This is a genomic window from Inquilinus limosus (assembly GCF_051487185.1).
In the GTDB taxonomy this organism is placed as follows: Bacteria; Pseudomonadota; Alphaproteobacteria; order DSM-16000; family Inquilinaceae; genus Inquilinus; species Inquilinus limosus_F.
In genome coordinates, this window is record NZ_JAHVDK010000032.1 from 74,167 (window position 1) to 87,728 (window position 13,562).

The following is a 13,562-nucleotide window of genomic DNA, read 5'->3' on the forward strand; positions in this document are numbered from 1 at the left end:
GCGGGCTGCGGCCGATTTGCCCATATCCGGCGGCAGCCACGAAGAAGCACCCCGGACCCCGAGATGGACCAGCAGAAGACCGACGAAACCCTGACCTTCCAGGCCGAAGTCAGCCGCCTTCTCGATATCGTCGCGCATTCCCTCTACAGCCAGAAGGAGGTGTTCCTCCGCGAGCTGATCTCGAATGCGTCGGACGCCTGCGACCGGCTGCGCTACGCCGCGATCACCGCACCCGAGCTCTCGGCCGGCGACGCCGACTACCGCATCACCCTTTCGGTCGACTGCGAGGCGCGCACCCTGACCGTCGCCGACAACGGCATCGGCATGGGGCGGGAGGAGCTGGTCGGCAATCTCGGCACCATCGCCCGCTCCGGCACCCGCGCCTTCATCGAGACGCTGTCGGGCGACGCCAAGAAGGATGTCGGGCTGATCGGCCAGTTCGGCGTCGGCTTCTACTCCGCCTTCATGGTCGCGCGCGAGGTCGAGGTGTTCTCGCGCAAGGCCGGCGAGGAGCAGGGCTGGCGCTGGGTCTCCGACGGCAAGGGCAGCTTCACCGTCGGCCAGGCCGAGGACGTCGCCCGCGGCACCCGCATCGTGCTGCACCTGGCGGAGGGCGAAGACGAGTTCCTGTCGCCGCTGCGCCTGCGCCAGATCGTCAAGGCGCATTCCGACCACATCGCCATCCCGATCGTGCTGGCGGGCGAGGACGGCAAGACCGAGACGCTGAACCGCGCCTCGGCGCTGTGGACCCGGCCCAAGGCTGAGATCACGGCGGATGAGTACAAGGAGTTCTATCACCACGTCGCCCACGCCTTCGACGAGCCGTGGCTGACCGCGCATTGGAAGGCGGAAGGGGCGATCGAGTACACCTCGCTGCTGTTCGTGCCGTCGAGCCAGCCCTTCGACCTGTGGGAGCCGGAGCGCAAGCACCGGGTCAAGCTCTATGTCCGCCGGGTGTTCGTGACCGAGGCGGCGGAGGGGCTGATCCCGCCCTATCTGCGCTTCCTGCGCGGCGTGATCGACAGCGAGGACCTGCCGCTCAATGTCAGCCGCGAGATGCTGCAGTCGAACCCGATGGTCGGCAAGATCCGGCAGGGCGTGACCAAGAAGGTGCTGGCCGAGCTCGGCCGCAAGGCCAAGGACGACGCGGAAGCCTACGGCAAGTTCTGGACCGCCTTCGGCGCGGTGCTGAAGGAGGGGGTGTACGAGGACCGCGAGCAGCGCGATGCCCTGCTGCCGCTGCTGCGCTTCCGCTCCACCAAGGGCGACGCCCTGGTCAGCCTCGAGGAGTATGTCGGCCGGATGCGGCCGGGCCAGGACGCGATCTGGTACATCACCGGCGACGACGCGGCGGCGCTGGCCCGTTCGCCCCAGCTCGAGGGCTTCCGCGCCCGCGATGTCGAGGTGCTGCTGCTGACCGATCCGGTCGACGAATTCGCGGTGCCGTCGCTCGGCGAGTTCCAGGGCAAGCCGTTCAAGTCGGTCACCCGCGGCGGTGCCGACCTGTCGAAGATCGAGGCCCCGGCCGAGGCGCCGAAGCCGGAGGAGAAGGCCGAGGGGCTGGACGAGCTGGTGGCGGCGCTGAAGCTGGCGCTGGCCGACCAGGTCAAGGATGTCCGCGCCTCGCAGCGGCTGACCGACAGCGCCGTCTGCCTGGTCGCCGACGAGGGCGACACCGACCTGCATCTGGAGCGGCTCCTGAAGCAGCACCGGCGGGTCGATGCCGGCTCGAAGCGGATCCTGGAGATCAACCCCGGCCATCCGCTGATCCGCCGGCTGGCGGAGCGCGCCGCGGCCAAGGATGCGGGGCTGGAGGACTGCGCCTTCTTGCTGCTGGACCAGGCAAGGATCGTCGAGGGCGAGCCGCTGCCCGACCCGGCCGCCTTCTCGCGCCGCCTGTCCGAGGCGCTGGTCCGCGGCCTCGCCGCCTGATCAGGCCTGGATCGCGAAGATCGGCTGCGGCGCCGCCAGGCCGCGGATCGGGTGCGCCCCGAGCGGCTCGGCGGCCCCGCCCCAGGCCTCCCGGAACGGCTGGGAGCACACCGTCGGCCGGTCGAGCTGCTTGGCCAGGCCTTCGAGCCGGCTGGTCAGGTTGACCGCCGGGCCGAGCACGGTGAAGTCCAGCCGGTCGGGGCTGCCGATGTTGCCGTACAGCACCGGGCCGAGATGCAGCGCCGCGGCGAAGGGCAGGGGCTCAGGCCCGGCAGCCAGCCCTCGGCGGATCGCCCGCACCGCGCCCACCGCCGCCTCGCAGGCGGCCGGCGCGCCGCCGGCCTGCTCGACCGGAAAGATCGCCAGCACGCCGTCGCCGAGGAATTTCAGCACGTCGCCGCCGCGGTCGACGATCGCCTGGGCGACGGTCTCGAAATAGCGGTCCAGCACCGCCAGCACGGCGGCCGAAGTCAGGCGCTCGGACAGGGCGGTGAAGCCGCGCATGTCGACGAACAGGATCGCCGCATCGACGGCGACGACGTCGCCGCGGCGGATCGCCCCTTCCGCCACCCGGTCGGCCGGGCCGACGCCGAGATAGGTGCGCAGCAGGCTGGCGGCGGAACGGCGCATGGCGTTCGGCTCCATCGCCGCCGCCAACGGGTGGCGCAGCTCTTCGATCAGCGCTACCTCGTTCGCGGTGAAGCCGTCGGGCCGATCGGTGACGAAGCTGGCCACCTGCACCGTCCCGTTGCCGTAGACGATCGGCACGGCGACATAGTCGGTGCCGCCGCCGGCGGCGATCTCATGGAACACGTGATGGTCGTCCGGGCCCAGCCCCGCCAGGCGGCGACGCAGCGGCTGACGGCTGCGGATCACCGCCTCGAACGGGCTGCCGACGAAGGTGCTGGTCGCCAGCACCTTGCGGTCGATGGTGTATTCCTCGCCGCCCCCGGCCGCGGTCCACACCACGCCCCAGGCGCTCAGCAGCGGATGGGCGATGCTCTGGCCGATCCGCACGCGCTGCAGCGGCAGGCCGGCGGCGATCAGGCGGCGGCAGAACGCATCGACCAGCGCGACCGGGTCGATCAGCAGCCGGCCCTCGGCGACGAGCCAATCCGCGACCTCCCTGCCGCCCTCCGCTACCGTCATCGCATCCTCGTCGGGCCCGGCGCCCATCCCCGGCGCCGGGCCTGGTCAGGGGGCCGGCGGATCAGCCGCCGGCGCGCTGGCGCATCGCCCGCAACAGCCCGTCGATGCTGCCGCCGTTCTGGGCGATCACCGAGGCGAACTCGTCGCGCTGGGTCACGCTCATGCTGACCCGGGCGACGATGACGTCGACCACCTTGTAGCCGCCGCCCGCCTGGCGCACCCGCCAGTCGACCTGGATCGGCGGCCCGTCCTTCTGGCGGATCTCGGTCGCGACCAGCGTGTCGTTGCCGCTGCCCACCGCCCGGGTGCCTTTCACCACCAGGGTCTCGCCCTGGTAGTTCTGGAACCGGCGCGAATATGTCTCGACGATCATCCGCTCGAACAGGTCCATATATTCCTGCCGCTGTTCCGGCGTGGCGCTGTTCCAGTAGCGGCCCAGCACGAAGCGGCCGATCGTCGGCAGGTCGAAGCCCTGGTTCAGGATCTGAGTGAACTCGGCCTTGCCCTGTGCCGTCGAGGCGCCGCCGGCCTGGAGGATGCCGATCGCGCGCTTGGCCATGCCGTCGATGAAGGCCGCGGCCCCGTCGGCCTGGGCCGCGGCCGGTCGTGGCAGCCCCGCCAGCAGCAGCGAGGCGGTCGCCATGGCACCCGCGGTCAGCACCGTCCGTCTGTCGATCATGTCTGGACCTTGTCTTGTTCTGGATACCGGATCCGCCATCCTCCCCGCCCTGGGCCGGGGCCCCCAAAAGGAGGCGGAGGCGGGATTATAGACGAAACGCAGCGGCGGTCATGCGGCAAGCTGTACCGGATCGGACGACCTCTCAGTCGCGCCGGCGGTTACCCCGTAGCAAGGGCAGGGCACCGACCGCGATGCCGAGTACCAGCGCCGCCAGAGCCGCCTTCGGCGCGGCCTTGGCGGCCGACAGCCCGAGGCCGGCGGCGATGCCCTCCAGCCCGGCTTCGGCCGCCGCTGTGGGGGCAGGCCGGCGCCGCGACCGGCGGCCGGTCAGGATGGCGATCAGGGCGATGACGGCGGCGATGCCCAGCGCGATCAGCCCGATCACCAGGGCGGCGCCGGCAGGGCCGAGCCTGGGCAGCAGCAGGTAGAAGCCGGACCAGGCCAGCAGCACCAGGGCGATCACTGCCAGGACGATGGCAATCAGCAGCAGCGCCGCGGCGATGCAGGCCCGGCGCAGCGCCTGGCCGAGGCGGAGGCGCTGGCGGGCCGCGAGGGCGCCCAGGAGGGCCGCGCCGAGATCCATGCCGGCCTCAGCGGTCCAGCAGCTTGCCGATGACGAGGCCGACGCCGAAGGCGACGAGGACGCTGGTGATGGGGTTCTGCTCGATCCGCTGCTCCAGCGCGGCGATGCCCTCCTCGCCCTGGGTCCGCGCGCTGTCGGCAAGGCGCTGCGCCCGCTCCCTCGCAGCATGGGCGGCCTGGTTCAGCCGGGCGCCGCCGGCCTTGACCTCTGAGGCCGCGGTGTCGCCCAGCGTGCGGGTCAGCGCGGCGATATCGTCGCGGATCTTGCCGAGATCGGCGCGCAGCGTATCGATTTCCTGATCCAGGTTCCGCGTGGCCATGTCTATTCCTCGCCTAGATTGGTCGAATCGCGCGGATGGGCGCGCCACAAAGCAGAACGGGGACAGAGATGACTCTGTCCCCGAGCGATATAGCATCAAACGAGACGACGGGAACTCCGGCGCCTCATTTGTCCCGTCAAGGCCGGTACCGGCGAATGGGCCTGGTACCGGCCTGACGGCTCCGGCCGTCCGGAAATCAGCAGCGGCCGCCGAGGTTAATGTCACGGCAGCTCGTCGCCGCGCCGCCGACCGCGCCCACGGCGCCACCGATCAGCGCGCCCGTGGCGGCGTTGCCGCCGGTGATGGCCGAGATGCCGGCGCCGGCGCCGGCGCCGAGCAGACCGCCCGACAGGGCCCGGCCGCCCGTGTCGCGACCGCACGCCGCGAGCGCCAAAGTGGCCGCGAGCACGATCATGGTGGGTTTCAACATCGTCTTCGTCTCCATGCTCAAGCACCGGTTGCAGCCGGGCACTTCACAGTTGAAAAAACGGGCCGTCCGAGAGTTTGTTCCCAGATCCGGCGGTGACCGTTTTGCGGCCCAGTGATGGCTTTTCCAAGGCCCCTGTCGTAGAACGCGCCGGCGGCCTCGCTTCGCCGAGGCGGCAAGGGCGGCCGCAGTGGAGTTGCGGGTTGGAATCGCGCGGGGGCCGCGTCAGGATGAGGCCGATGACGTCGGGGCAGGAGATGAGGTCGAAGAGTCCAGCCGCCGCCGCGCCCCGCCGCCGGTTGCCGTCGCGATGAACCTGCTCTCGCGCCTGTTCCTGCTGGTCGCCCTGGCCGTTGCGCCGGGCATCGCGCTGCAGGGCTACAACGAATACGCGCTGCGGATCGCCCGCACCAACGAGATCCAGGACGACGCGATCCGCCTGGCCAATGTCGCTGCCGGAGCGCAGTTCCGCATCGTCGACGGGGTCCGCCAGCTGCTCGCCGCCATGGCCCGGGTGCCGGCGATCCGCCAGGGCCAAGGCGGCCGCTGCACCGAGGTGGTGGACGATCTGCGGTCGGAAGTGAAGAGCCTGAAGGCCATCGCCGTGGTCGATGCCGACGGCAACCTGCTGTGCGGTGCCAATCTTACCGCTGCGATCTCGACCTCGGTCGGCCATCAGGGTTTCTTCCAGCGGGCGCGGGAGATCCGCGGCTTCGCCGTCGGCGGCTTCGCCACCACCGACGCGGTCGGCGAGAAGGTGCTGCACGTCGCCTATCCGATCTTCGACGGCGACACCTTCCAGGGCGCGGTGGTCGCGGCGCTCAGCGTTGACGAAATGGCCAAGGCCATCACGATCGACATCGAATCGCGCAATGCGGTGATCATGATCACCGACCGCGCCGGGGTGGTGATGACGCGCCTGCCCGGGCCGGACGCGCCCTGGGTCGGCAAGCAGCTGCCGAACAAGTTCCTCGACCTCCTGGCCTCGCCGCAGGCCGGCTCGATCGCCAGCGGCGCGATCGACGACACCATGCGGATCTACGGCTATGTGCCGATGCGGTCGGAGGAGCTGGACCTGTTCGTCCTGGTCGGCATCGACCGGGCGGCGGCCTTCGCCACCATCGACGCCGCCACCCAGCGCGGCATCGCGCTGATCGTCGCCGGCCTCCTGGTCTCGCTCGCCGCCGCCGGCATCGGCGGCCGGCTGTTCCTGCTGCGGCCGATCGACCGGCTGGTGGCGGCCACCCGCGACTGGCAGCGCGGCCGCCTCGACGCGCGCGTCCGGCTGCGCCACGGCAGCGACGAATTCGGCCGCCTCGCCACCGCCTTCGACGCCATGGCCGACCGGATCGAGGAGAACCTAAAGCAGAAGGACCTGCTGCTGCGCGAGATCAACCACCGGGTGATGAACAGCTTTCAGCTCCTGTCCAGCCTGTTCGGGCTGCAGGCGCGCCGGGCGCAGAGCCCGGAGGCGAAGCACGCTCTGGCCGAGGCGAACGACCGGATCCAGGCCCTGGCTATCGTCCACCGCCGGCTCTACGCCAATGTCGACGTCGACCGGGTCGAGGTGAAGGACTACCTGACCGGGCTGTGCGACGACCTGTCTCGGGCGCTCCTGTCCGAGAATGGCGGCAAGTCGATCGTGGTCGAGGCGGCGCCGGGCGAGCTGCCGCCGTCGCGGATCGTGCCGCTCGGGCTGATCGTTAACGAGCTGGTCACCAATGCGGTGAAATACGCCTTCCCGGGCCGCCGGGAGGGGCGGGTGGAGATCCGCTTTCAGCCGCGGGACGGCGGCTGGCGTCTCGAGGTGGCGGATGACGGCGTCGGCCTGCCGGAAGGCAAGCTGCCGGCGAATGGCAGCGGCCTCGGCATGATGGTGCTGCAGGCCCAGGTGCGCCAGCTCGACGCCGCGATCGACATCGACAGCGGGGCCGCCGGCACCCGCTTCACCATCGACATCCCGGCCCAGCGTGATCCGGAGGGGGCATGACCAGCGAAACGGAATGGGACCGGCGGATGGCGGAGCTCTGGGCCGCCTTCGATTCCCTCGATCCGGCCAACTTCCTCGCGCAGGTCGAGGCCCTGGCGGCGGAACGGCCGCCGGACGACGCGGCCGCGCTGTTCGAACGCGCCTCGGCCCATGATTCGACCGGCCATGAGGCGCAGGCGGCCGGGCTGTACCGCCTGGCCCTGGCCGCGGGCCTCACCGGCCTGCGGCGCCGCCGCGCCGTGATCCAGCTCGCCAGCACGCTGCGCAACCTGGGGCAGGCGGAGGAGAGCGTGGCACTGCTGACCGCCGAGCGGGACGCCGGCTCCGACGAGCTCGACGACGCGGTCGCCGCTTTCCTGGCCCTGGCGCTGGCCGACACCGGGCGGGAGCGGGAGGCGGCGGCGCTCGCGCTCGCTTCCCTGGCCCGCCACCTGCCGCGCTACAACCGCTCGCTGGCGAACTACGCCCGGGCCCTGGCCGAGCGGCCGGGCGGCGAAGTTCATTGACGGCGCCGTCGCCGTCCCCGATCCTACCGGCATGAACGCTGTCCTCAACATATCGCTGCACATGCGACGTCGGCATCGACCGGCGGCGGGCATGCTGCGCGTTGGGGAAGGGGTGTCTCAGAGGGCCTAGGCCCGGGATCGTCCAGCCCCCTCGCGTTCACCTTGAACCCGCCGCGGATCCCCCGGCGGGTTTTTTGTTGCCGTCCCACCGCTCACGAAAGGACCAGGTCATGACCCCGCCCGCTCCGGACAGGGTGCCTTATCTCCGCTTGGTGCCGCCGGTCGAGCCGCGCGCAGCGGTGCCGCGCCTCGGCCTGTGGCTGCGCCTCTCGATCCTGGTCAAGACGCTGCGCCGGCGGCGCGCCCGCACGATGTCGGTGGAGCGGCTGAGCGATCACGAGCGCCGCGACGTGGGGCTGGAGACGTATCGTGCGGCCCCGGATCCACGGGACCTGATCCTGCGGATGTAGGCCGGGCGGGCTATCCCCATCTGTCGTGCCCGGGCTTGACCCGGGCATCCAGAGAGCGTCGACACCGGCGACGCCGTCGATCGACGCTCAGCCCGGCGGCAGGGCCGGCTCCGCGTCCGACCGGACACCTTCCACCCGGGTGATCCGCCAAGCCAGCACCAGGGCTAACGCTAGAAGCGCCGCCGCCAGCCCGTAGGGCAGGCCGGGCGAATCCAGGCCCGCCGTTGGTGCGATGCCGAGCGCGAAGCTCTGGGTGAACAGCACCGGGCCGATCATGCCGGTGATGCCGCGAAGCCCCGCCAGCGCCCCCTGCAGCCGTCCCTGCTCGTCCGCCCCGACCCGGCGCGACATCAGCGCCTGCAGCGCCGGCCCGGTCAGGGCGCACAGCGAGAGCAGCGGGATCGCTGCCAGGAACAGCCAGCCGGTCCGGGCCAGGGCGAACAGGGCGAAGCCGGCAACGCCGAAGACCAGCCCCGCGGCCATCGCCCGGCGCTCGCCCAGCCGGGCCACGGCCGGGCCGATCAGGGCCGCCGACACCACCATCGACCCGGCGCCGGCCGCCGCCAGCGACAGCCCGACCGCCGCGTCGTCCCAGCCGTAACGCTGGATGGCGTAGAGCACGTAAAGACTGGGTATTGATTCCTGTGCCAGGAACATCAGCAAGGTTGCGCCGGCGAGGCCGAGCAGCGCTGGGGATGAGCGCAGCAGCGCCATGGCGCCGAAGGGGCTGGCACCGTTCCAGGTGAAGCGGGCGCGCCGCTCCGGCGGCAGCGATTCCGGCAGGATCAGCAGGCCGTAGGCGGCGTTGGCGAGGCTGAGCGCCGCCGCGGCCCAGAACGGCAGCCTGGGATCGATGCCGGCCAGGAGCCCGCCCAGCGCCGGTCCGGCGACGAAGCCGAAGCCGAAGGCGGCGCCGAGCAGCCCGAACTTGGCGGCGCGCTGCTCCGGCGGCGTCACGTCGGCGACATAGGCGATGGCGGTCGAGGCGCTGGCGGAGGTGATCCCGGAGACCAGCCGCCCGACCAGCAGCCAGATCAGGTTCGGTGCCAGCGCCATCAGCAGGTAGTCGAGGCCGAGGCCGAGATTGGACAGGAGGATCACCGGCCGCCGCCCGAACCGGTCGGACAGCGCGCCCAGCACCGGCGAGGCCAGAAACTGCATCACCGCCCAGGCCAGGCCGAACAGCCCGGTGATCGACGCTGTCCGCTCCATGTCGCCGCCCTCGAACTCGACGATCAGCTTGGGCAGGACCGGCACCATCACGCCGAGCGCGAGGGTGTCGAGCAGGATGGTGACGAACACAAAGGCGACCGCGGCGCGGCCCGGTCGGCGCGGAGGCGGGCTGGGCATCTGCATCTAACCACGCCCGCTGCGGCCCAGTCTCGGCTCGAGCTGTCGTCGGCCGGCCCCGTGCGCAAAGCGCGCGACCAATCGCGGACGTGCATGCTCGATCGGCCCGAGGCGCCCGGACAGCCCGTCCACAATTCCCATCACTATGCCGGCGAGCTTGGCGAGCTTGGCCTCCTCGAGCAACGCGATGAACAAGGTCTCCCTCAAGGTGAACAAATTCACCATGAAGACGACTGGATATCGCCTCCCGTATCGCAACAGAAGCTGAACAGCGTTGCGCGCGTTGTAATAGCGCCGGTACCAGGGATGATTCAGCGTCACCGTCTTGAACGGGCCCAGCTTGTGGCGACGCAGATCCCCGATCCGATGAGACAGCGTCAGTGCCGGGGTGACGTATAGCGGGACCTCGTGGGCGCGCGCTCTGAAGCAGTATTCCGTGTCGACGTGATCAATGAAGAGCTTCTCGTCGAACGGGCCGAGCTCCGCAAACGCTGCGCGTGAGATCACGCAGCCAGAAGAGATCAGGAGTGCGCAACGCTGCGTGCCGGCATCTTGATGCATATCAATCTGTCGTACAGTAATGCCATTGCTTTCCAGTACGGGGAGATATTCTTGAACGATTTCGTCGAAAATCCGGGGTCCCACCATGAAGGGCTGTGGGGCCAGCGTCGCGCAGATTTCGCGCATGACCGGAAAGTAGTCCGCCGGCATCACCGAGTCCTGATCGATCAGGGCAACTGCATCCGCGCCCCGCTCGAACTGGCTCGCCAATCCGCGATTGTGGGCTCCGGCGATGCCGTTTTTATTTCCTTCATTTATCAAAGTGATGCCGTGTTCTTCGAACAATATCGCCAGCTGATTGTCGGGTTGCGGTGTATTGTCTACGACGACAAGGTCGTCGCAGTGTCCGCGCAACTCGACAACCCGCGCGACTTGTTCGGCCGTCGGGTGGAATAGCACAACCACTGCTCCGAGCGTCGTCATTCGGTCCCACCGTATTCGACTGTGAAGCGTCCCGAGATGTCCGACGCTCCGATCCTTGAGATGATCCGGCCTATTCCGCCGGCGGGGCGGCAGGCTCCGGCTCGTCGCGGGCGCCGACGAAGCGGCCGAAGACGCGGCCGAACAGCCGGTTCAGGTCGTCCAGCACGGTGAACACCGCCGGCACGAACACCAGGCTCAGCACGGTCGAGGTGATCAGGCCGCCGATCACCACCGAGGCCATGGGCGAGCGGAAGGCGCCGCCTTCGCCCCAGCCGATGGCCGAGGGCACCATGCCGGCGATCATCGCCACCGTCGTCATCACCACCGGCCGGGCGCGCTTGCGGCCGGCCTCGATCAGCGCCTCGGTGCGGCCGGCCCCGGCGGCGATCGCCTCGATCGCGAAATCGACCAAGAGGATCGCGTTCTTGGTGACGATGCCCAGCAGCATCAGGATGCCGATCACCACCGGGAGGCTGATCGGATATCCCGTGGCCAGGAGGGCCAGGAAGGCGCCGCCGATCGACAGCGGCAGCGACACCAGGATGGTGACCGGCTGGGCGATGTCGGCGAACAGCAGCACCAGCACGGCGAACACCATCAGCACCCCGGCGCCCATCGCCAGGGTGAAGCCGGAGAACACCTCCTGCATGATCTCGGCGTCGCCGAAGGGCCGGATGCTGACGCCGGGCGGCAGGTTGCGGACCGAGGGCAGCGCCAGCACCGCGTTCATCGCCTCGCCCAGCGGCGTCTTGCCCACCAGATCGCCCTCGATCGAGACGCGGCGCTGGCGGTCGTAACGGTCGATGGTGGTGGCGCCCTCGCCGAAGCCGATATGGGCGACCGAGGTCAGCGGCACCTTGCCGCCGGTCGCGGTCGGCACCCGCAGGGTCTCGAAGGTGGCGAGGCGGCCGCGCGCATTCTCGGCGATCTGCACCCGGATCGGGATCTGGCGGTCGCCCGAGGAGAACTTGGCGAGGTTGGCGGAGGTGTCGCCGAGCGTCGCGATCCGCACCGTCTCGGCGATCTGCGCCACCGACACGCCCAGCGCCGCGGCCTCGGCCAGGCGGGGCACGATGCGGATCTCCGGCCGGTCGATCGCGGCGGTGGAGACGACATTGGCCAGCACCGGCACGCGCTCGCGGATCTCGCGCTCGATCGCCAGCGAAGCCCGCACCAGCTCCGCCGAATCATTGCCGGAGAGCAAAAGGGTGTATTCGCGCGCCCCGCTGGCGCTGAAGCTGAAGCGCAGGTCGGGCTCGGCGGCGATCTTCGCCCCCATCGCGCGCTCCCACGCCTTCTGGTCCATGTCGCGCTCGGCCCGCGGCACCAGGGTCGCGACGACGGTCGCCTTGCGCACCTCGCCGCCGGCGACGTCGAGCGGGTTCACGCCGGTGCTGCCGACCACGGCATAGACGCTCTTCACCTCCGGCTGCTGCCGGAACAGGGTGGACAGGCGGTCGGCCACAGCCTGGGTGTCCTCCAGCGTCGATCCGGGCGGCAGCTCGATCGAGAGGGAGGAGCGGGAGATGTCGTTGTTCGGCAGGAGGCCGGTGGGGAACAGGGTGGCCAGAGCGGCGGAGGCGGCGAAGATGCCGAGACCGAGCGCGATGGTGCGGCCGCGGTGCCGGATCGACCAGTCGAGCAGGCGCAGATAGACGCGCATCACCCGGCCGTCGCGTTCCTCTTCATGCGCGTGGTCGCGCATCAGATAGGCCGCCATCAGCGGCGTCACCAGCCGCGCCACCAGCAGCGAGAAGGTGACCGCGACGGCGACGGTGATGCCGAACTGCTTGAAGTACTGGCCGGCGATGCCGCCCATGAAGCTGACCGGCAGGAACACCGCGACGATGGTCATGGTGGTGGCGACGACGGCCAGGCCGATCTCGTCCGCCGCCTGAATCGCGGCGCGGTAGGGCGATTTGCCCATGCGCATGTGGCGGACGATGTTCTCGATCTCGACGATGGCGTCGTCGACCAGGATGCCGGTCGCCAGCGTGATCGCCAGCAGGCTGATCGAGTTCAGCGAGAAGCCCAGCGCCTCCATCACCCCGAAGGTCGGCAGCACCGACAGCGGAATGGCGAGGGCGGAGATGATCGTGGCCCTGATGTCGCGCAGGAACAGGAAGACGACGATGACAGCCAGGATGGCGCCCTCGATCAGCGTCTCCATGGTCATGTCGTACTCGGCGCGGGTGTAGCGCACAATGTTGTCGATCTCGGTGATCGACAGCTCCGGATGCTCCGCCGTCAGCTGCTGCAGCCGCGCCTGGGCGGCGTCGGCCACGACGACGTCGGAGAAGCCTTTGGCCCGGTACAGGCTGAAGGCGACCACGGGCTTGCCGTCGACCCGGGCGAAGCTGCGCGGCTCCGCCCCGCCGTCGGTCACGGTGGCCAGATCCTGCAGCAGCGCCTGGCGGCCGCCGGGCAGGGTGATGCGGCGCTGCGCCAGCTCCTCGACCGTCGCCGCCCCGGCCAGGGTGCGAATCGACTGCTCCTGCACCCCGACGGTGCCGCGGCCGCCGGCCAGGTCGATGTTGCTGGCGCGCAGCTGGTCGTTGACCTCCGAGGCGGTGATGCCCAGCGCCGCCAGCCGGTCGGGCTTCAGCTCGACCCGGATCTCGCGGTCGACGCCGCCGATGCGCTTGACCTGGGCGATGCCGGGCACGCCCTGCATCGCCCGCACCACCGTATCGTCGACGAACCAGGACAGCTGCTCGACGCTCATCCCCGGGACCGAGGCGGCATAGGTCAGGATCGGCAGCCCGGCCACGTCGATCCGCTGGATCACCGGCTCCTCGATGCTCTGCGGCAGGGTGGAGCGGATCTTGGACACGGCGTCGCGCACGTCGTTCACCGCCCGGTCGGTCGGCGTGTCCAGCACGAACTCGACCATGGTGACGGCGGCGCCGTCGGACAGGGCGGAGGTGACGTGCTTGACCCCGGTCAGCCCGGCGACCGCGTCCTCGACCGGCCGGGCCACCTGGGTCTCCAGCTCGCTCGGCGCGGCGCCGGCCTGGGCGATGGTGACGGTCACAACCGGCACGTCGATGTTCGGCATCTGGGTGACCGGCAGCGACCGGAAGCTGACGAAGCCGAGCACGATCAGCACCGCGAACAGGACCAGCGGCGGGATCGGCTTGCGGATCGACCAGGCCGAGATGTTCAGTGCCATG

Annotated in this window: 12 protein-coding genes; 4 read left to right on the forward strand and 8 right to left on the reverse strand. The window is 70.2% G+C overall.

Going from position 1 to position 13,562, the window contains the following annotated elements:
• Positions 1-63 precede the first annotated feature (63 nt).
• Positions 64-1,932 carry a molecular chaperone HtpG gene (gene htpG / locus KXR53_RS29460; RefSeq protein WP_437378968.1) on the forward strand — a complete coding sequence of 623 codons (1,869 nt, stop codon included), beginning with the start codon at positions 64-66 and terminating at the stop codon, positions 1,930-1,932.
• Here the strand turns inward: htpG and KXR53_RS29465 are convergent, their stop codons facing one another.
• The 5 genes from KXR53_RS29465 to KXR53_RS29485 form a co-directional block, all read right to left on the reverse strand.
• On the reverse strand, positions 1,933-3,081 hold the full coding sequence (locus tag KXR53_RS29465; RefSeq protein WP_437378970.1) for an adenylate/guanylate cyclase domain-containing protein: 1,149 nt from the start codon (positions 3,079-3,081) through the stop codon (positions 1,933-1,935).
• A gap of 61 nt (positions 3,082-3,142) precedes the next feature.
• Complete coding sequence (locus tag KXR53_RS29470) at positions 3,143-3,760, reverse strand: MlaC/ttg2D family ABC transporter substrate-binding protein (RefSeq protein WP_437378972.1); 618 nt, start codon at positions 3,758-3,760, stop codon at positions 3,143-3,145.
• Positions 3,761-3,902: 142 nt separating this feature from the next.
• On the reverse strand, positions 3,903-4,343 hold the full coding sequence (locus KXR53_RS29475) for a hypothetical protein (RefSeq protein WP_437378975.1): 441 nt from the start codon (positions 4,341-4,343) through the stop codon (positions 3,903-3,905).
• Between the two features lie 7 nt (positions 4,344-4,350).
• Positions 4,351-4,662 (reverse strand): DUF883 family protein, encoded by a 312-nt coding sequence (locus tag KXR53_RS29480; RefSeq protein ID WP_437378977.1) that lies wholly within the window; start codon positions 4,660-4,662, stop codon positions 4,351-4,353.
• 196 nt (positions 4,663-4,858) lie between these two features.
• On the reverse strand, positions 4,859-5,107 hold the full coding sequence (locus tag KXR53_RS29485; RefSeq protein WP_437378979.1) for a hypothetical protein: 249 nt from the start codon (positions 5,105-5,107) through the stop codon (positions 4,859-4,861).
• A gap of 292 nt (positions 5,108-5,399) precedes the next feature.
• Between KXR53_RS29485 and KXR53_RS29490 the strand changes: the two genes are divergently transcribed.
• From KXR53_RS29490 to KXR53_RS29500, 3 genes are all read left to right on the forward strand, one after another.
• Positions 5,400-7,079: a sensor histidine kinase gene (locus KXR53_RS29490; RefSeq protein ID WP_437378982.1), complete on the forward strand. Its 1,680-nt coding sequence runs from the start codon at positions 5,400-5,402 to the stop codon at positions 7,077-7,079.
• The gene (locus KXR53_RS29495) at positions 7,076-7,585 is read left to right on the forward strand and encodes a tetratricopeptide repeat protein (protein ID WP_437378984.1); all 510 of its coding nucleotides are present in this window, start codon (positions 7,076-7,078) and stop codon (positions 7,583-7,585) included. Before KXR53_RS29490 ends, KXR53_RS29495 begins: the two co-directional genes overlap by 4 nt.
• A gap of 230 nt (positions 7,586-7,815) precedes the next feature.
• On the forward strand, positions 7,816-8,055 hold the full coding sequence (locus tag KXR53_RS29500) for a hypothetical protein (RefSeq protein ID WP_437378986.1): 240 nt from the start codon (positions 7,816-7,818) through the stop codon (positions 8,053-8,055).
• A gap of 87 nt (positions 8,056-8,142) precedes the next feature.
• On the opposite strand, the gene KXR53_RS29505 is transcribed toward KXR53_RS29500, so the two are convergent.
• From KXR53_RS29505 to KXR53_RS29515, 3 genes are all read right to left on the reverse strand, one after another.
• The gene (locus tag KXR53_RS29505) at positions 8,143-9,405 is read right to left on the reverse strand and encodes a TCR/Tet family MFS transporter (protein WP_437378988.1); all 1,263 of its coding nucleotides are present in this window, start codon (positions 9,403-9,405) and stop codon (positions 8,143-8,145) included.
• A 6-nt stretch (positions 9,406-9,411) separates the two neighbouring features.
• Positions 9,412-10,389 (reverse strand): glycosyltransferase family 2 protein, encoded by a 978-nt coding sequence (locus KXR53_RS29510; protein WP_437378990.1) that lies wholly within the window; start codon positions 10,387-10,389, stop codon positions 9,412-9,414.
• Between the two features lie 70 nt (positions 10,390-10,459).
• Positions 10,460-13,561 carry an efflux RND transporter permease subunit gene (locus KXR53_RS29515; protein ID WP_437378992.1) on the reverse strand — a complete coding sequence of 1,034 codons (3,102 nt, stop codon included), beginning with the start codon at positions 13,559-13,561 and terminating at the stop codon, positions 10,460-10,462.
• Position 13,562: the final 1 nt, after the last annotated feature.